Source organism: Sphingomonas plantiphila (assembly GCF_046000505.1).
Taxonomy (GTDB): domain Bacteria; phylum Pseudomonadota; class Alphaproteobacteria; order Sphingomonadales; family Sphingomonadaceae; genus Sphingomonas; species Sphingomonas plantiphila.
Genome location: NZ_JBELQC010000001.1, coordinates 578451 through 597630 on the forward strand (window position 1 = coordinate 578451; position 19180 = coordinate 597630).

Annotated in this window: 15 protein-coding genes; 7 read left to right on the forward strand and 8 right to left on the reverse strand. The window is 62.4% G+C overall.

The window, feature by feature from the left end; genetic code table 11:
- Positions 1–139 precede the first annotated feature (139 nt).
- Both wecC and ABS767_RS02640 read left to right on the forward strand, forming a co-directional pair.
- Positions 140–1438 (forward strand): UDP-N-acetyl-D-mannosamine dehydrogenase, encoded by a 1299-nt coding sequence (gene wecC / locus ABS767_RS02635; protein ID WP_408076813.1) that lies wholly within the window; start codon positions 140–142, stop codon positions 1436–1438.
- Positions 1439–1544: 106 nt separating this feature from the next.
- The gene (locus ABS767_RS02640; RefSeq protein ID WP_408076814.1) at positions 1545–2852 is read left to right on the forward strand and encodes a UDP-glucose dehydrogenase family protein; all 1308 of its coding nucleotides are present in this window, start codon (positions 1545–1547) and stop codon (positions 2850–2852) included.
- Positions 2853–2926: 74 nt separating this feature from the next.
- Here the strand turns inward: ABS767_RS02640 and ABS767_RS02645 are convergent, their stop codons facing one another.
- The 5 genes from ABS767_RS02645 to ABS767_RS02665 form a co-directional block, all read right to left on the reverse strand.
- Positions 2927–4144: a hypothetical protein gene (locus ABS767_RS02645; protein WP_408076815.1), complete on the reverse strand. Its 1218-nt coding sequence runs from the start codon at positions 4142–4144 to the stop codon at positions 2927–2929.
- A gap of 9 nt (positions 4145–4153) precedes the next feature.
- On the reverse strand, positions 4154–6382 hold the full coding sequence (locus ABS767_RS02650; RefSeq protein ID WP_408076816.1) for a GumC family protein: 2229 nt from the start codon (positions 6380–6382) through the stop codon (positions 4154–4156).
- Positions 6383–6397: 15 nt separating this feature from the next.
- Positions 6398–7081, reverse strand: coding sequence for a polysaccharide biosynthesis/export family protein (locus ABS767_RS02655; RefSeq protein ID WP_408076817.1), 684 nt, complete (start codon positions 7079–7081; stop codon positions 6398–6400).
- A 73-nt stretch (positions 7082–7154) separates the two neighbouring features.
- Positions 7155–8387, reverse strand: a complete 1233-nt coding sequence (locus ABS767_RS02660) for an O-antigen ligase family protein (RefSeq protein WP_408076818.1) — start codon at positions 8385–8387, stop codon at positions 7155–7157.
- Between the two features lie 339 nt (positions 8388–8726).
- Positions 8727–10007: a sugar transferase gene (locus tag ABS767_RS02665; RefSeq protein ID WP_408076819.1), complete on the reverse strand. Its 1281-nt coding sequence runs from the start codon at positions 10005–10007 to the stop codon at positions 8727–8729.
- Positions 10008–10341: 334 nt separating this feature from the next.
- Here ABS767_RS02665 and ABS767_RS02670 point away from each other — a divergent pair, with 334 nt between their 5' ends.
- Positions 10342–10716: a hypothetical protein gene (locus tag ABS767_RS02670; RefSeq protein WP_408076820.1), complete on the forward strand. Its 375-nt coding sequence runs from the start codon at positions 10342–10344 to the stop codon at positions 10714–10716.
- Between the two features lie 41 nt (positions 10717–10757).
- Here ABS767_RS02670 and ABS767_RS02675 read toward each other — a convergent pair whose 3' ends face one another.
- Both ABS767_RS02675 and rpsU read right to left on the reverse strand, forming a co-directional pair.
- Entirely contained in the window at positions 10758–11372 is a 615-nt protein-coding gene (locus ABS767_RS02675; protein WP_408076821.1) for an FKBP-type peptidyl-prolyl cis-trans isomerase, read from the reverse strand.
- A 101-nt stretch (positions 11373–11473) separates the two neighbouring features.
- Positions 11474–11680, reverse strand: a complete 207-nt coding sequence (gene rpsU / locus ABS767_RS02680; protein ID WP_010162663.1) for a 30S ribosomal protein S21 — start codon at positions 11678–11680, stop codon at positions 11474–11476.
- Positions 11681–12058: 378 nt separating this feature from the next.
- Between rpsU and ABS767_RS02685 the strand changes: the two genes are divergently transcribed.
- From ABS767_RS02685 to recJ, 4 genes are read left to right on the forward strand one after another with little or no spacing between them, the layout of a single operon-like run.
- Entirely contained in the window at positions 12059–13540 is a 1482-nt protein-coding gene (locus ABS767_RS02685) for a S41 family peptidase (protein ID WP_408076822.1), read from the forward strand.
- Positions 13541–13584: 44 nt separating this feature from the next.
- Complete coding sequence (locus ABS767_RS02690) at positions 13585–14766, forward strand: nucleotidyltransferase family protein (RefSeq protein WP_408076823.1); 1182 nt, start codon at positions 13585–13587, stop codon at positions 14764–14766.
- A gap of 10 nt (positions 14767–14776) precedes the next feature.
- Positions 14777–16060 carry an MFS transporter gene (locus tag ABS767_RS02695; protein WP_408078637.1) on the forward strand — a complete coding sequence of 428 codons (1284 nt, stop codon included), beginning with the start codon at positions 14777–14779 and terminating at the stop codon, positions 16058–16060.
- A gap of 35 nt (positions 16061–16095) precedes the next feature.
- On the forward strand, positions 16096–17850 hold the full coding sequence (recJ, locus tag ABS767_RS02700; protein WP_408076824.1) for a single-stranded-DNA-specific exonuclease RecJ: 1755 nt from the start codon (positions 16096–16098) through the stop codon (positions 17848–17850).
- Between the two features lie 122 nt (positions 17851–17972).
- On the opposite strand, the gene ABS767_RS02705 is transcribed toward recJ, so the two are convergent.
- Positions 17973–19148, reverse strand: coding sequence for a glycosyltransferase family 4 protein (locus ABS767_RS02705; protein WP_408076825.1), 1176 nt, complete (start codon positions 19146–19148; stop codon positions 17973–17975).
- Positions 19149–19180 lie beyond the last annotated feature (32 nt).

Here is a 19180-nt window from a genome sequence, read left to right on the forward strand (position 1 = left end):
TAAAGTTTAGTCGCCCTGAAGCGGGACGCAGACAGGCCGCATGTCGTTACCGAAATCTCAACCCCAATTGGCCACAAGCGATCCGATCCCGGTCGATGACGTCCATCAGGAACCGGTCCATGAGGTATGAGGCAGGTCGATGGATGCGAGTTCCGAACTCAAGGTCGCGGTGCTGGGACTGGGGTATATCGGGCTTCCCACCGCAGCGGTGATCGCCCGGACGGGAGCGCAGGTGCTCGGCATCGATGTCAGCCAGCACGTGGTGGACACCGTCAATGCCGGCAAGGTGCATATCGAGGAGATCGACCTGGACGGCCTGGTCTCCGGCGTCATCGCGCGCGGCACCCTGCGTGCCTCGACCCAGATCGAGCCATGCGACGTTTTCGTTATCGCGGTGCCGACGCCGTTCGGAGAGAATCACGCGCCCAATATCGGCTATGTGCTGCAGGCCGCGACAACAATCGCAACCGTGCTCAAGGCGGGCGACACCGTCGTCCTTGAGTCGACCTCTCCCGTCGGGACGACCGAAAAGGTGGCCGCGCTGCTCAGCCAGTTGCGCCCCGACCTGAAAGTCCCCGGCCACTCCGCCGGGACTGCCGACATCGCCATCGCCTATTGTCCCGAGCGCGTGCTGCCCGGCCGCATTCTGGTCGAACTGATCGACAACGACCGGGTGATCGGCGGCGTAACCCCGCGCTGCGCCCGCAAGGCGCTGCAATTCTATCGCCGGTTCGTGCGCGGCGGCTGCGTGACGACGAATGCCCGCGCGGCCGAAATGACGAAGCTGACCGAAAACGCGTTTCGCGACGTGAACATTGCGTTTGCCAACGAACTGTCGATCATCGCGGATGGAATGGACATCGATGTGTGGGAGGTCATTCGCCTCGCCAACCGCCACCCGCGCGTCAACATCCTCTCGCCCGGCCCCGGCGTTGGTGGCCATTGCATCGCGGTCGACCCCTGGTTCCTCGTCGCGGCGGATCCCGCCAACACGCCACTGATCCGCACCGCGCGCGAGGTGAACGATGGTAAGATCGACTTCACGGTGGATCGCGTCGAGGCCCTGCTCGACACCCTGCCCGGCGGGCAGGTTGCGTGCCTGGGGCTCGCCTTCAAGGCGAATATCGATGATTTTCGCGAAAGCCCGGCGCTTCATGTCGTCGAGCGGCTTGCCGAACGCCATGGGTCGCGCATCCGCGTCGTCGAGCCCTATATCCAGGAGCTTCCGGGGAGTCTTCAGGGTTCGGGTGCGGAGCTGATCGATATCGACACGGCGCTCGAAACCTGCCCGATCATGATCGTCCTCGTCGACCACGATGTGTTCCGCTCGGTGCCGCTCGCTGAGCGTGCGGAGAAGCTCGTCTATGATGCGCGGGGCATCTGGCCGGATCAGCCCATGCGGACGCCTTCCGCCACCCCGGTTCGCCTCGCAGGCTGAGCGAGGCCGCACCCCGTAGAATCTGGCAGCGCCCTAGCTTTTGGGGTCGCATGGCATGGCATAGCTGTGCATAGGGCGGCGAGCGGCTGCGAAGAAAGGATTCTGCGTGCGTATTGCGATGATCGGCACTGGCTATGTGGGTCTGGTTTCCGGAGCGTGCTTTTCCGATTTCGGTCATGACGTCGTGTGCGTCGACAAGGACGTCCGCAAGATCGAGCTCCTGCATCAGAACGTCATGCCGATCTACGAGCCCGGCCTGGCCGAACTCGTCGCGTCGAACGTCAAGGCGGGGCGGCTTTCCTTCACCACCGATCTCGCCGAGGGCGTCAAGGGCGCCGACGCGGTATTTATCGCCGTCGGCACGCCCAGCCGCCGCGGTGACGGTCATGCCGACCTGTCCTACGTCTTCGCCGCAGCGGAAGAGATCGTGGCGGCGCTCGACGGCCCTGCCGTCATCGTCACCAAATCGACCGTACCGGTCGGCACCGGGGACGAGGTCGAGCGGATCGTGGCCCGCATCGCTCCGGACAAGGGCATCACGGTCGTGTCGAACCCCGAATTCCTGCGCGAGGGTGCGGCGATCGAGGACTTCAAGCGCCCCGATCGCGTCGTCGTGGGCAGCGAAAACGAAACTGCGAGCCAGGTGATGCGCGACATCTATCGTCCGCTCTCGCTCAACCAGTCGGCCCCGGTGCTGTTCACCGGGCGGCGCACCGCCGAACTCATCAAATATGCCGCCAACGCCTTTCTCGCGGTCAAGATCACCTTCATCAACGAAATCGCCGACCTGTGCGAGCAGGTCGGCGCCGACGTTCAGGAAGTGTCGCGCGGTATCGGCATGGACAATCGCATCGGCCGCAAGTTTCTGAACGCCGGCCCGGGCTATGGCGGCTCGTGCTTCCCGAAAGACACGCTGGCGCTGCTCAAGACCGCCGACGACAATGAAACCCCGCTGCGGATCGTCGAGGCGACTGTTCGTGTCAACGATACGCGCAAGCGCGCGATGGGTCGCAAAGTAATCAAGGCGATGGGTGGCGATGTGCGCGGCAAGACCGTCGCGATCCTTGGCCTGACTTTCAAGCCGAATACTGACGACATGCGCGACGCGCCTTCGATCGCCATCATCCAGACGTTGCAGGATGCTGGTGCTACCGTGCGTGCCTATGATCCGGAGGGAGTTGAACAGGCGAAGACAGTGCTTTCGGATGTCACCTTCTGCTCCAGCGGCTACGAAGCTGCTGACCAAGCGGATGCGCTCGTTATCGTCACTGAATGGGACGAATTCCGCGCTCTGGACCTCGCGCGGATGAAGACGCTGCTGAAGCAACCGTTGCTGCTGGACCTACGTAATATCTACCCCGTCGAAGAAGCGCGACGGGCTGGCTTTGAGCTGGTGGGCGTTGGCAAACCATAACGGCTGAATTCGCAGCGTTTTTGATGCGTTTTTCGCTGCGCAGCCCTATATCGGCGGCATGACCGTGATCGCCTTCACCTTGGCGTGATCTGAAGCGAATCTATCCACGCTTCGGTTCGCTCGGAAGCCGAGAGAATTATTCTTAGCCACTGACCGCCACAATTGGGGGGGACGGCGAACGGCATATCGATCGCCACGCCACTGCTGTCCGACGCTGGAAGAAGTCTGCGGATCAGCGGCTCCTTGCCCTTATCGCAGCGGATTTCTACGAGAGGTTGTACGGCTAGACGAGTTCCAGTCGAGCCAATCTGGCCCTGCAGCCGATAAGACCCAGGTTCCAGGATCAGCAATTGCCGCGCGACCTCTCCGCCGCGCCCGCTGGATCGGAGGACCAGCCGGGTATTATCTCCAAACACCTCCCGGCCGGCGGACAGTTCATACTCGTCGCGCAACCACCAGTCGAACGGGAGCTGAGATCCTTCACCGCTGAAGTCGCCGTCGCGTATTGGCTCCGGACGAGCGGCGTCACCACCCGCAGCCTCGGCATAATAGGCATATGCAAACCGGTATTGGTTTTCGGCTACCATGCGTCGAAGGATCTGCTGAATAAAGGCCGCTTCCTCTTCGTTCGAAAGTCGGAGTCGCAGCGACCGCCCGAGCGCCATTAGAGTATGGGGATGTTGTACATCCTTAATTGCTAGGGTCAGAAACTGTGGCCACCATTCCGGGCGCGGGGTAAGGATCTTAGTGAGCGCGGGCAGAATCTCTGGATCGTCTGACGCCGCGACCAAGGTCGGCAAAAGAAAGTCCGCCGCCCCCTTCGATGTCCGCAGTGCGCGGTCATAATGCTGGAGTGCGGACGGGATGTTGTTGCGACGAACCGCATCCTCGATCAGCCAGATTTGCGTGGGAATGTGACGACGGGAACGCTTCTCCGAAGCGTCGAACAGTTGACCGGCCGCGTGCTCGTCTCCTCTGTATGCGGCGATGATCGCTAGAGCATTGATAGCCTCGACGTTAAGCGGTTCCCGCTTGAGCGCGATACGGGCCATTGCACCGCTTGCGGTCAGATTGGACGCGCCCGGCTCGGGTTGCGCAAGCAACCGATTGGCGAGAGCGGCGTTCGGTCGGCCGCCCCAGGGCCACCAAGCCAATGCTGCTTCCGGCTTCTGCCAAGCAAGTGTCAGCGTGAGCGATACACCGATCGATACATAGGCCGCAGAAGCTGCGACGACAATGACAAGAAGCAATCGCGATGTTTTGGCAAGCCGTTGATCAGTTGTATGGGACATTTGCCAGCGTCATTCGGAAGTCTCCCCCCCAGAGCGTCCATAACCATAGCCGTAGCCATAGTCATAACCGTAGCCGTAATGAGCACGTTTCGTGTTGAACTTGGTGGCAATCACGCCGAGCAAGTGAACCTGCGCAGCGCCCAGGCGGGAAAGCGCGACGCGCGCGACGCCCTTGCCGGTCGCGTGCGCTTCCACAACGAAAACGACGCCCTCGACCTTGCTCCCTATCAGCGGGGAGTCAGCCAAGCCCATTACTGGCGGTGCGTCGATGAGGATATGATCGAAGCGTTCGAGCAGTTCGCTGGTCAGACGCTCGAAACGATCCCCGATGAGCAGGTCCGCGGCATTGGGTGGCTGCGGTCCAGCCGGCAGCAGCAACAGCTCCGAGCCGGCGGCCCGACGTAGCATCGCGTCGATGTTATTGTCGCCCGCCAGATAGTTACTAAGACCCGTTGTTCCATCCAGATCGAGCATTCGGTGCAAGGATGGCGAGCGCATATCACCGTCAATCAATACGACTCGACGGCCAGCGCGAGCGAGCGAGGTCGCAATGGCAAAGGAAGTCGTCGACTTGCCCTCCGCCGGCCGCGAACTGGTAATAGCCAGAGATCGCGGGAACCCATGCTCGGTCGCGAACGACAGGGTCGTGCGAAGTGACATATATGCTTCAGTAACCGATTCCTTTGGATCCGCGAGCAAGATGATTGGATCGGCATCCACTGTTTTCGGTACCGTTCCAAGCAACGGAAGCCCAAGCGCCTCCGACATTTCGGCCGGATCGTCAAAGCTGTCGTTCAGCTGTTCAAGCAGAAATGCAAGGGCGCCGCCCAACGCAAGACCCGCCACCAAGCTTAGCAGAAGATTTACGAGCACTCTCGGGCTGGAAGGACCGCGAGGAGGCTCCGCGGGATCAACCACTGAGATGTTGTTGACACCGACACCTCCAGCCACGCCAATCTCTTTGTAGCGTTGAAGTAGGCCGTCATACAGTTGGCGGTTGGTATCCACCTCGCGCTTGATAATATTGTACTGGATGCTTCGGCGTCGATCATCAAGCATCCCTGATTTCAGCGCCTCGACCTGACCTTGCAATTGCTTTTCACGCTCGCGCGCGGCCCGATAGCTCTGAGACAGCGAACCCGACACACGCTGTTCTTCCGCCGCGATCGCACGGTCGATCTGCCGAATTTGTTGCTGCAACGCGCGCGCTGGCGGATAATCGGGCTCAAATTGCTCAAGCATCTTCGCATACTGCGATGCGAGATCTGCGCGCGATGTCCGCAAGGACGAGATTGCCGGATTCGCCAGCGCCTCAGACACTTGCCCCCCTGCCGCACCGAGACGGCTTTCGGCCTGGATACGGTCGGCGGTCGCACGCGCAAGCTCTTGATTGAGCGTCGTGAGGTTCTCCGCGATGAGCGAGCGCTCGGAACTAGAACCTCGCGCATCTCCGCCCACTTCGGTCGGGAGATTCACGATTCCCTGTTGTTCGGCATAGTTAACCAACTGCCGTTCGGCCTCTTCAATACGCACCCGCAATTGAGCGAGACGGTCCTCAAGGAATTTGCGCGCATAAGAGGTCGTCTCAAACCGGCGTTCCAACGTCGCGGAGATAAAGTGCTGACTCCACGCATCGACGACGCGCTTTGAGAAAGCCGGACTTGGGCTCGTGTACGAGATATCGACGAGACGCGAGAACCTTGGTGAATCGATCCGGATACTCGCCAGAAGCATGTTGGTGGCAGCACGCAGACGTGCGTTCGCCTGCGCCGAAATGGGGCGTCCATTCGAAAATCCTGTTTCGGCCAGCCCCGATTTGAACAACTTGAAGAATTGCGGATCGTCTTGAAGACGAAGATCACGAACAACTCGTTCGGCAAGCGACCGAGCTTTAAGCAGCCCATACTGTGTTTGATAAAATTCAGGGTCGATCGACCGTTCGGGCCCCCCCTCCGCGCCCCGCACATTGGTAAAATTCTGTGTTTCGCGTTGAATCTCGATCGTTGCCGTCGCCGTATATAGCGGGGTTGCTAGCAGGGTCAGCACCAGTCCAATCAGGAAACAACCTACAACTGCGGCAACGATTTCCCATTTCCGCTTCCGAGCGATTCCCAAAAAATAGACAAGCTGGGAAACGCGCGACGCCTCGCCCTGCGGAAACTCCCCGCCCGCTCCCCGGGAAAATATCTCGCGAGACGGCGTCATACGCCCCCCCCGCTCGGCTGGGATCACATTCATCAGACGAGCCTTTTGTTACCGTATCAATGCCACGAGAGGCGTTGTAATTAGAGCAGACGACGCGAGTACATCTTTGAATACCCGCCGAGCACGTGATTCGCCCACGACGATGACGTCGTTGGTGTAGATTTCGGGATCGCGATACATTCCGAGCCGGATCGCCCGCAGATCGTAGAGCGTGGCATATTCGCGCCCCCCAGAGCGGCGGAATACAACGACATGCGTTTCGCGCGCGAATTCCGTCGTGCCTGAGGCGCGGGCGATTACTCGGAGCAACGACATTCGGCCCACGACCGGATACGCTCCGGGCTGCGAAACCGCGCCATCCACTGTCACGATCTGGTTGGCAGCCACCGCGATGCCCACGGTAACTCGCGGGTCCCGCACAAAACCCTGGCTCAACCGTTTGGCGATCACATCAGAAAGTTCTGTTGCAGTCAGACCCGACGCGCCAATCTGCCCCGCCAGCGGGAGCGCAATCTGTCCGGAAAGATCGACTGTCAGGGCGCGAGACAGCTCGGGGAGGCCGTAGACGTCAATAACCAACTGATCGGACGGGCCGATTACATATGGGCGCGACGGGACAGTGAGGTCTTCGCGCGTGGGCGCCGGAAGGACATCACCTTCCACAAGCTGCAGATCGGGGCGCCCGACGAAGTTGGTGTCGCTACAGCCAGCCACAGGCGCGCCGACGATCATTAAGAGAAACAGCCGCTTCCGCACACTTACCTTCCCAATCTACACGCACGAAGTGCGCGTTGGAGCGTTACCGTCAACGTACCGGCGTTGCAACCGAAGCGCCAGCGTTTCGCACATTACCAACGCCGAACTGGAGCAACACGCAAAGCGTCATGAACAATGCGGCCAGAAACGGAGTGCGCAGAGGATAATCAGCCAGGCTCGCCAGAAGCAGAATAAGCAGAGCCGAAGCCGATGCACGCGCGATCAAAAGCTGAGGCGTTGTGGGCGAAGCGCGGAACGCGCGGATTGCCGCCCAGCCCCACCAAGCGAGGAAGCTGAACAGGATCAACAGCGCCGGCGCACCTCCCGTGATCGCAAGTTCAATCAAGTCGTTATGGGCATTATTGAGATAGGTCGCGGAAAGCGCGGAATCAGGTTCGTAGCTTCGGAAAAGTTGGTCAAATGTGCCGAAACCGCTGCCAAAGGGAAACATGTCGCGGATCATCTCGAGCAGTGTCGGCAAACTGGTAACGCGTTGCTCCTGAGCAAGTTCGAGTTCAAACGCACGGTCGATCGACTGCGCCCTGCCGAGATACATAGCCAGCGCGCCCGCCGCCGCGAGCGTGAGCGTCACGACACTGACTAGAAGAGACACACCAAAACGGCCGGTCCGCTTGCGGGTGCGCCCGCCGAACGCCGACAACGCAATCGCGAGACACAGCAAGATCAATCCCGCGCGCGAGCCGGAAACCAGCGCTATCACGGCGATTAGAAGAGCGAAGATAGCGGCAATCGCGTTGCGCGCAAATGCCCGGCGCGAATCCGAGATCGGCATTTCGACCCAGCAGCGCAACAATGGGAGCGTCATCACCAAAAAGACGGCTTGGTGATTGCGGTTGGCAAAGAATCCTATTGGCGAAGCACGATTCGCATATTGGTGGAAGTAAAGAGGGGACGCTTCGCCTGCAGCAAGTTGCACTGCACCTAGGAAGGCGCCGACCGCAGCTAGCAATGCGAAAATCGGGACTAATTGCTCGCGCTGCCGGGACTCAGACCCAGCCAAGCCGAAAAGGATGATCCCGGGCGCCAGCATCGTCAACAAACTGCTTAGTGTCCGATCAGGCGCGAAACTTACCGCATGAGCGGGGATTTCTATCCCGGCGAACGCATAAACATTCGCAAATTTCGCTCGACCCGGCAGCGCCGTCCAAAGTGAAGCCGGGAGAGGTATCAATTGCAATGCCATCCAGACGCCGAGAAGCGCCCAGAAGACGACCAGTAGGCGAACCGAATGCAGAGTCCGCGGCGGATAGAACGCGAACATTGTCGCTGCGAGCAGAACAAGCAGCGGACGAAGCGCTAGAAGCAGGATAGAGTCATGTCGCGAAGATCCGCCGAGCAACAAGCAGACTACGAGGGTTGCCACCACGATCCAAAATCGCGCGGGCCCGGCATCGTGCCAGAAACCCGTATTGCCGAGGTCGCGCGCCCTAGATGTCAAATCGTTCACCCAAATCCGAAATTACCCTTGGCACCGCTCAAGCGAACTGGGCCGTAAGCGAACGGCGATGAACGGACAAGTGCGGAGTAAGCTCTGCGCGGAACTGCGGTATTGCGAAGAAACCTCATGAACAATTTTGATCCTCGCGCCGCATCCGGGCGTTTAGCGCCATCCGTGGCCGAGGAGCACGATCCCGACCGTCCGCAACGCGATCACGATATCGAGCCAAGCGGAGAAGTTCTTGATGTAATAGAAGTCGTAATGGAGCTTGCGATGCACGTCCTCCAGTTCCGCGACATGTCCCTGGTTGATCTGCGCCCAACCGGTAAGGCCGGGACGGACGATGTGCCGATAGGTGTAGAACGGCAATTCGGTCTCGTACCATTGCGAAAGCTGGATCGCCTCCGGGCGCGGACCGATAAAGCTCATTTCCCCCTTGAGCACGTTGAACACCTGGGGAATCTCGTCGAGCCGGGTACGGCGAAGAAATTTACCCACCCGCGTGATGCGATTGTCATCGGCCTGCGTCATGGCGTCCCGGCGCTGCGCATCCTCCTGCTCACCGACATTCCGCTCCACCATCGTGCGAAACTTATACATGATGAACGGACGCCCCCGATATCCCATCCGGGCCTGGCGGAAAATCGCCGGCCCCGGCGAGTCCATCCGGATGATCACGCTCACCACGAGCATGACGAGCACGACGATCGGAATGGTCGCCAACGCGATCAGGATATCGGCAACGCGCTTCACGCCCCGATAGGTGTGGTTGGGCAGCAGAGAACCGAAGCTGTTCTCTGAGAGATGTTGAATCTGGAGCCGGCCGGTCAGCGATTCCCGCAGTTGCTTCACATGGTAAACCGTGTGGCCACCGATCGCCGCCTCGGCCAGCATCCGCTCCCATGCGGGCTCGTGATCCCAGTCCAGGTCGGCCACAATGACGGAGTGCGTTCCTGTCGGGACCACCGGCTCTTGCAGATCGATCCATTCATACCGCCGGGATACATGCTTGAGATCGGCCGTGCCGCCCGGAACCAGGTAGAAACGCCCACCCCCGCGCCGGTTGATGACCAGCGCCACGACGAATGTGAACAACAGCGTCGCGGCAAATCCAACTAGCAACATCGAATTGCTGTAGCTGAACCGCCCCAGCAGGAGTGCGGTCGCCACGAGTCCATAGGTAATGGAATAGACCGGTAGAATATAGGCGAAGGCCCCGGTCCCGGGATAGGCGGACATGCGACGCTGGATCAGCAGCCCGACGATCGCAGCAGACAGGGAAGCAATCGTGCTGTTCCGCGCGATTTCGTCGTTGAGCCCCAGCGAGAAGCCATTGGTCGCGAACGGAAGAGCGCCAGCCAGCAACAGCAGGCTCATGAACTGGAAGCGAAAGGTCTGCGCCGTCCGCATCCGCTCATTGGGTTGATTTCGGGCCATCAACATGCGTTAGGGAGCTCCCGTCTCCAAGCCCCCTCCAGGGCAATCAGTCCGCCACTGGTGCATCGCGACGCAACTAAGTCCACGCGATTCGGACATGTCTCACTCGCGTCGATGTGTTTCATCGCCGAGACAATATCGTGCTTCGGGTGCAACTGCAGCATACTGCTCTACACTCGCTCGGCCCTTCGGGCAATCAACGGGATACCCGAATTTGCCGGCTTGTCCGATTTTTGGATCGACGTGACGAACTTAGCCACTGACGAAATCGGTCGCGCTAGCCGGGCAAGCACTTTGGCGATAGGTAGGCGCCAATGCAGTGCGAAGGACATGAAGCAGGATGAAACGCGCCCTCATCGCAATCGGTTTGGCGACGACCCTGGCAACGCCGCTGGCGGCGACTCAGGCCGACGCGCCGCCTGAGATAAGCTTTCGCTACTGCAGTGCGCTCAGCACCTCGCCGCGGGGGACCGGCCTCATCGTCACCATGCCGTTCGAGCCGCGTGAACGTGACGTGGCTCTGTTACGGCGATCCTTCATCGCATTTCTGCGCTACGGTATCGCACCCTACGGCAATAGCTGGATCTTCGATGAAGATAATGTGAGTTGCGCGACCGCCGCCACGCGGGGCGAGGCAGAGCGCCGGCGCGCCTATCTTATCGGCCGGTACACCGCAGAGGGGCGCAAGATTTTCGCGGTTCCGTTCAGCGGATAAGCGCGGGGCTCCAGGGTCGGCTACGACCGCTTGCCCGGCGCTCATCGCCCCTCGCCCGGAGGGGGCGCGCCGCCGGGGGCACCGGGCGCGCCGCCCATCTGCTGCTGCATCATCTGCTGATAGACGCTCATCGGCAGGAACTCGAGCAGCTCGACGTCGAAGATCAGCAGCGAATTGGCCGGGATCACATCGCGACCCGTGCGCGGGTCGGTCTTCGCCTCGCTGCCATAGCCCAGTTCGGGCTTGATCCACAGGCGGTACTTGCCGCCCTTCTTCATCAGCTTCAGCCCCTCGGTGAAGCCGGGGATCATGCCTGCGACGGGGAGCGGGGTCGGCTGCTGGCTGGCGTCGAAGCTTTCGCCGTTGCGCAGCGTGCCCTTGTAATTGACGAGCGCAACGTCGCTGTCGGTAGGGCTGGCCCCGGTGCCTTCGCTGATCGTTTCGATCTGAAGGCCCGATGCGGTCTCGACCACGCCCGACTTGCCCTTGTTGCACGCGAGGTAGCCGGCATCGTCGGCGCCCGTACAGCGCACGCCGGACGTCCCGACCCATGCCAGCGCGACCGCCGCAGCAATGGCGACGACGATGCCGACCAACAGCCAGACGAGGTAGCTGCGCTTGGTCGGCGGAATCGGCACGGCGGTGACGGACGACATGGATCAGCTATCCCGGGCAGGCCGGCCGACGGCGCGGCTACAAAGTCACAAAAGTCACGCCGATTCGCACGGACGGACCACGCGAATCGGCGAATCGGGCCTTAACGGGCGCCGTCGCGCTCCATGCGCTTGCGCTCCAGCTTGCGCGCGCGGCGCACCGCTGCGGCGCGCTCGCGGGCGCGCTTCTCGCTGGGCTTCTCATAGTGACGGCGCAGCTTCATCTCGCGATAAACGCCCTCGCGCTGCAGCTTCTTCTTGAGCGCCCGCAGCGCCTGGTCGACGTTATTGTCGCGAACGATAATTTGCATAAAGCCGTCTCAACTCCGAGTTCATATTCAACAGGATAGGGATCGCCGAAGCCACCTGCCCCGGGCGTTGGGACGCGCCCCTAGCAGCGGAGGCATCAAAAGACAAGCTGACCCGGCGCAGATTCGACGCGACATCGCGGGTCGCTGTTGCTTCCGAGATACAGCGATCGCACCCCACATCGTTGCCGCAACGATGGGTGGCGGCCGCGGCGTCCGGCACGGAACGCGTTTCGCCCGGTCCCTATAGCGTGCCGTCAGGGTCGCAATTCGGCGTGTTTCACCGCCTCCGAAATGACCGCGATCGCCGATTAAGGCTCTGAAACCATTATCTAGTTTCCGGATGACGAGGCCTCCGCCTTGGGGTAGGGTGACGCCATTATGTCCAGCTTATCCAATCAGTCGCGCCGCCTGACGGCGATGGTCGCAACCCTGGCGCTGCTTTCGGCGTGCGGCGGCGGAAGCGGATCGATCAGTTCGGGCGGCGGCGGAACCGGGTCCGCGCCCACCCCGACGCCATCGGGAACCTGTTCGCTCAGCGCGCGCCAGAACTGGGCAGCGGGCGTGCTCAACGAATGGTATCTGTTCCCTGAGACGCTTCCGGCGAATCCCAACCCGGCGCCCTATGCGACCGTGCAGGATTATATCGACGCGCTCACCGCCACCGCGCGGTCGCAGAACAAGGACCGGCATTTCACCTACCTCACCTCGATCGCGGAGGAGAATGCCTATTATGCCTCGGGCTCGAGCGCCGGGTTCGGCATCCGTCTCGCGATCGATGCGTCGGGTCGCCTGTTCATCGGCGAAGCGTTCGAAGGCGCCCCCGCGCTGGCCGCCGGGATCGACCGCGGGACCGAAATTCTCGCGATCGGCACCAGCCCATCGACGCTGCGAAATGTCAGCGAAATCTATGCGGCGGAAGGGTCGGCCGGGATCAATGCGGCGCTGGGTGAAAGCACGGTCGGCCTGAGTCGCACGCTGCGCTTTCGAACCGCCGCGGGCACGACCAATACGGTCACCGTGACCAAGGCCGAGTATGAACTGACGCCCGTCTCGTCGCGCTACGGCGCCAAGATTATCGACGATGGCGGGCGGCGGGTCGGGTATGTCAATCTGCGTACCTTCATAAATCCGGCGGAATCTCCCTTGCGCAGCGCCTTCGCCAATTTCCGCGCACAGGGGATTACCGAGGTCATCATCGACCTGCGCTACAATGGCGGCGGACTGGTTTCGATTGCCGAACTGGTCAACAATCTGCTCGCGCGCGACAAGACGTCGTCGCAGGTCGCGAACTACACCAAGTTCCGCTCGAGCAAGTCGTCGAACAACGAGACCACCTATTTCGCGCCCCAGCCCCAGTCGATCGCGCCGACCCGCATCGCCTTTATCGGCACGGGGGGCAGCGCATCGGCGAGCGAGCTGGTGATGAACACCTTCATCCCCTATCTCGGCAGCCGCGCCGCGTTGGTCGGCACGAACACCTATGGCAAGCCTGTCGGGCAGATTGCGATTGATCGCTCGGCCTGCGACGATCGTCTGCGCGTCGTCGCCTTCGCGACCGAGAACAGCGCGCATCAGGGCGCATATTATAACGGTCTTGCCAATTTCATGGGCGCTACGTGCCAGGCGCCCGACGATATCAGCCGGCAGCTGGGCGATCCAGCCGAGGCATCGACCCGCGCGGCGCTCGACTTCCTCGCGGGGCGGGCGTGCACACCCATTAGCGCCGCCGGCGGAGCGACCGCGAGCGCGGATGGACCGGGTCCGCAGAGTACGCGGCTAACGAGTAGCCGCGATCGGCTTGAGCTTGTACGGCCCGAGCGGCCGACTACGCCCCAGCGCGAGGTGCCGGGGCTGTACTGACTGTAAACGCCAGTGCGTGATCTAGCTCGAATAGAGGGCCGCCAGTGCTCGTCAACCTCTCCCCGTCGCTACGCTATGTCGCCGCAGCGAATCGCGCACCGCGTGATCCTGGGCGCCTTGCGGCGATAGAGGCTGCCACGCCGCTGATATCAGACTGGCATGCGGTTCTGGCCATCGGTGAGCAGCATCGCGTAATGCCCCTGCTGGCCGACGCACTCTGTCGGGCCCCCGTGTCACTAGAAATTCGCCACCACGCGCGTGCCACAGCGCGAGATCTGGCCCGCCGATCCTTGCTTCAACTGGCCGAGATATTCCGAATCGGTGCAGCGTTCGACGCTTCGGGCATTGATTGGCTCACATTCAAAGGACCAGTGCTCGCCATCCAGGCCTATAGTGATGTAAGCGCCAAGATGTCGCATGATCTCGACCTGCTCATTGCTCCATCCGATACGCTCAACGCGTTCGACTGCATGCGCGCGCTGGGATATCTTCGCGTAGATGGGCCCGGCAAGGCCGACCCGCGCGCATTCGAGCGATATTTCAAGGATAGCCTGTGGAGACGGCCGGACATCGGGGGGCTGGTTGAGCTGCATACGCGCTTCTTCGAGACCGCTGAGTTATTACCGGGGTTTGGACTCCATTCTCCCCGCGAACGCGTGGCCGCCGGTCGAGATCGCACGATATCTACGCTGGCGCGCCCTGAACTCCTCGTATACCTTAGCGTGCACGGCGCGCGCACGAACTGGTACCGACTGAAGTGGCTGGCAGATTTTGCCGCATTGACCGGACGCAGCGTGTCTGAAGACATCGAAGCAGCGCGCGTGCGAGCGGCAGAAGTAGGCGTCCTCGATATCTTCGACAGCGCGCTCATCCTAGCTAACGAGCTTTTCGATAGCCCACTTCCGGCAGAGGCTGGCGCGAGGAACCATAAGCGGCGAGTGCATATGTTGGTACGAAGCGCGATCCAGGAATTGTCCGCTCCATATGCGCAAACGCAGCGCAATCCGAACTGGAAGCCAAGCTTGATCCAGTATCTCGGTCCGCTGCGCGTTTCGAATAGTTGGAGGTATCGGATCGCAGACGTGCGGCGGCTGCTCGCCGATCCGGTTGCAATCGAACAGGGCGCGACGAATTGGCAACGCTGGTCGAGCCCGCTGCGCGTACTGTTCCGGTTCGCGGGAAGAATTGTCAGGCAAATTGCCAAGCCGCGCCGCACACCCCTATAGCTTGCGCGTGATGCGCGATGCTGCCCCCGCCGGCCGACTGAAATCGATCCTGGGGGGATCGGCGGGCAATCTCGTCGAATGGTACGACTGGTATGCCTATGCGGCATTCAGCCTGTATCTCGCCCCGCATTTCTTTCCCAAGGGAGACCCGTTGGCGCAGACGCTGAACGTCTGGGCGATCTTTGCCATCGGCTTTTTCATGCGGCCGATCGGGGCGTGGCTGATGGGCATCTATGGCGACCGGCGCGGGCGCAAGGCGGGGCTGACGCTGTCGGTGACGCAGATGTGCGGCGGATCGATGCTGATCGCGGTGATGCCCGGCTATGACGCGATCGGTGCATGGGCGACGGTCGCACTGGTGGTCGCGCGGCTGATGCAGGGGCTGTCGGTCGGCGGCGAATATGGCGCGAGCGCCACATACCTGTCCGAAATGGCGGGCAGACAGCGGCGCGGCTTCTTTTCCAGCTTTCAATATGTGACGCTGATTTCCGGGCACTTGGTCGCGCTTGGCGTGCTGCTCGCGCTTCAGTCGACGATGAGCGAGGCCGCGCTCGGCGACTGGGGCTGGCGCATCCCGTTCTTCATTGGCGGGGCGCTGGCGATCGGGGTGTTCTGGCTGCGCCGCAACCTTCCCGAAACCGAAAGCTTTGTGAACCGGGAGACCGGCACGGAACACCGCTCCAGCTTCGGCGCGCTGTTCCTGCGTCACCCGCGCGAAGCGGCATTGGTGATGCTGCTGACCGCCGGGGGAACACTCGCCTTCTATGCCTATTCGGTCTATCTGCTCACCTTCCTCAGCGCGACCGGCGCCTTCACCAAGCCGGTGTCGACCCAGATCAGCGCGGCAGCCCTTTTCGTGTTCATGTTCATTCAGCCGCTCGCGGGCGCGCTGTCCGACCGGATCGGGCGCAAACCGCTGATGATCGGCTTCGGGGTGCTGGGTGTGATCTTCACCTGGCCGATCTTCACCACGCTGGAAACGGTGCGCACGCCGCTTGCCGCCTTCCTGATCATGTCGGGGGCGCTGGTGATCGTCACCGGCTACACCTCGATCAACGCGGTGGTGAAGGCGGAGATGTTTCCCGCGCATATTCGCACGCTCGGCGTCGCCCTGCCCTATGCGCTGGCAAATGCGATCTTCGGCGGGACGGCGCCCTATGTCGCGCTGTGGTTCAAGGATGCCGGGATGGAGCGCGGCTTCTATTGGTATGTCACGGCGATGATCGGGATCTCGCTGATCACGTACCTTCGGATGCGCGACACGCGGGTGCACAGCCAGATCCTGGAGGATTGATTCCCCTGTCCCCCGATCCGCGCTAAGGCCAGCCGATGACTCCGGTGCTCAACGTTCACAGCTCGATCCTCGGCCAGGCATGGCGCTGGCGGGGGCTGGCGGCGGATGCGCGCGATCCCGGCTTCGCGCCCGACGACCTGGTGACCCAATTGCTCCTCACCCGCGGCTGCCCGCGCGAGGAACTGGAGGCGCACCGCAGCCCCAGCATCCGCGCCTTCATGCCCGACCCGTCGATCTTTCGCGACATGGACAAGGCCGCCGAGCGCCTTGCCGACGCGGTCCAGCGCGGCGAGGCGGTCACCGTGTTCGGCGACTATGACGTCGACGGCGCGACGTCGGCCGCGCTGCTGGTGCGGCTGCTGCGCGACCTTGGCCTGTCGCCGCGCGCCTATATCCCCGACCGGCTGATGGAAGGCTATGGGCCGTCGGGCGAGGCGCTGGTGCGGCTGAAGCGCGAGGGCGCCGACCTGATCGTCACGGTCGATTGCGGCGCGATGGCCTATGACGCGCTCGCCGACGCAAAGGCGGTCGGTGCCGAGGTGATCGTGGTCGATCACCATAAATGCGCGTCGGAACTGCCCGTCGCGCTGGCACTGGTAAACCCCAACCGGCTGGACGAGGATGAAGGGCGGCTCCACGGGCATCTGGCCGCAGTCGGCGTTGCCTGGCTGCTCGGCGCCGCGCTGGTACGGGTGCTGAGGGCGCGCAGATTTTTTTCCGGGCGGCCGGAGCCCTGGCTGCTCGACCTGCTCGACTTGGTCGCACTCGGCACCGTCGCCGATGTCGCGCAGCTGAAGGGCCTCAACCGCGCATTCGTCGCCCAGGGGCTGAAGGTGATGGGCCAGCGGCGCAACATCGGCATGAACGCACTGATCGAGGCGAGCCGGCTGACGCGCGCGCCGACGTGCAGCGACCTGGGCTTTGCCTTGGGACCGCGGATCAATGCCGGCGGACGGGTCGGCAAGTCGGACTTGGGGGTGCGGCTGCTGACCACCGAGGACGCCGACGAGGCGCGGCAAGTCGCCGAGGAACTCAACCGGCTGAATGAGGAGCGCCGCGCGATCGAGGCGGAGGTGCAGCAATCCGCGGAAACGATGCCGTGCGACGGGGCGGTTGCGGTGCTGGCGGCGCGCGGATGGCATCCCGGGGTGATCGGAATCGTGGCGGGCCGCCTCAAGGAAAAGCTGGGCCGCCCGGCGATCGTCATCGCGATCGGCGAGGACGGGATCGGCAAGGGATCGGGCCGGTCGATTTCCGGGGTCGATCTGGGTGCGGCGATCATCGCCGCCAAGGAGGCCGGGCTGCTGATCGCCGGAGGTGGCCATGCCATGGCGGCGGGGGTGACCGTGGCCGAGGCGCAGATTCCCGAGCTCGTCACCTTCCTCAACACCAAGCTCGCCGAGGCGGTGAAACGGGCATCGGGCGAGCGGGCGCTGCTGCTCGATGCGGTGCTGGCGCCGGGCGGGGTCAATCCCGATCTGGTCGACGCGATGGAGGCGGGGGGGCCCTATGGCATGGGCTGGCCAGCGCCGCGGGTCGCCGCCGGGCCGGTGCGGATGATCAAGTGCGACGTGGTCGGCAACGGGCATGTCCGCGCGATCGTCGCGGGCGACGACGGGCGGAGCATCAAGGTGATGGCGTTCCGCGCCGCGGACACGCCGCTGGGCCAGGCACTGCTCAGCGCGCCGCGCGACCGCCGGTTGTGGATCGCGGGGCGGGCGAAGATCGACGATTGGGGCCCGCGGCCTGCGGCGGAGATCCACCTCGACGATGCGGCCTGGGCGGATTAATCTAGCACGTCGACGTGGCTGTCGATCACTGCCACGTGGGGCGTGATGTTAGCCTAATGCCGCTCCACGTAATCCGGCCTCTGTGGCTCTCAGTAGTTTAGGCTAAGCGCCTTAGTTTGACATCAACAAGGCGCATATTTCCCTACACCGACAAGGTTCGAATAGATTTCGAGATGGCGGGCACAGACGTCGCGAACGTCGAAATTGTGCTCCGCATGCGCGCGCGCGGCCTGTCCCATGCGGATTTGCGTATCACGATTCGCGATCAGGGGTTCTAGTCCGTCCGCAAGCGACCGCGCATCACGCGCCTTGATCAAGATCCCGGTTTCTCCTTCCACGATAGCATCCCGGCATCCCGGAACATTCGACGTCACGCTCGGCCGTCCCGCTGCTGCGGCGTCGATCAGCGTTTTAGGAAAACCCTCGCGGTAGGAGGGAAGTGCCACGATATGCGCGCGGGCGAGCGCCGAGCCGATATCGCTGGTGTGCGGATGCCATTCGATCAGGCCCGCGTCCTGCCACTCGGCCAGATCGGCCATCGAAATGCTGGTCGGATTGCCGACATCGGGGTCGCCGAGCAAGCGGAACACCGCGTCGATACCGCGTGCCTTGAGTATCCGTGCGGCCTCGACGAATTCGATAACGCCCTTGTCGCGCAGCAACCGGGCCGGAAGCACGACCACGACCGGCCCATCTGGCAGCGGGGTCGGACGAATCGCTTCGAGATCGACGCCTGAACCCGCGATCATCGTGAAGCGGTCGTGCTTCAAGATTGCCCGCTCGCGAAAGATGGCAAGATCGTCGGCGTTCTGGAAAACAAGGTGGCTCCGCAGGCCACCGACTGCAAACCGGTAGCCCTGCACTACCAATTCGCGCAGCAAACCGACGCGCAGGCCCCGGTTGGCGAAAAGATAGCCGAGGCCGGGCACCGCAGTTACGGCCGGAATGCCAAACAATCGCGTCCACAGGCCACCATAGATGATCGGCTTGGCCGTAATCAGATGGACTACGTCGGGACGTTCGGCGAGCAAAATCGTCCTGATCGAAGCGATGGTACGCAGTTCACTCCAAAGCGTGCTGCCCTTACGCCGCATCGGAATCGGCAGATGGCGAATGCCAAGCGCCTCGATCGTTTCCCTCGCGCCATCGATCGGGCAGGCCACAGTAACCTTGAAGCCGGCGCCGCGCGCATGGACTGCAATCTCCCGGCGATGTGATAGCAGAAACTCCCCGTTCGACACGAGGATCAGGAGGTGCGGGGCGCGCGGGACGTCGCAGAGCCGGTCTTCAACGGGCATTCTTCATTCACTTTCGACCGGGAAATCCGGGA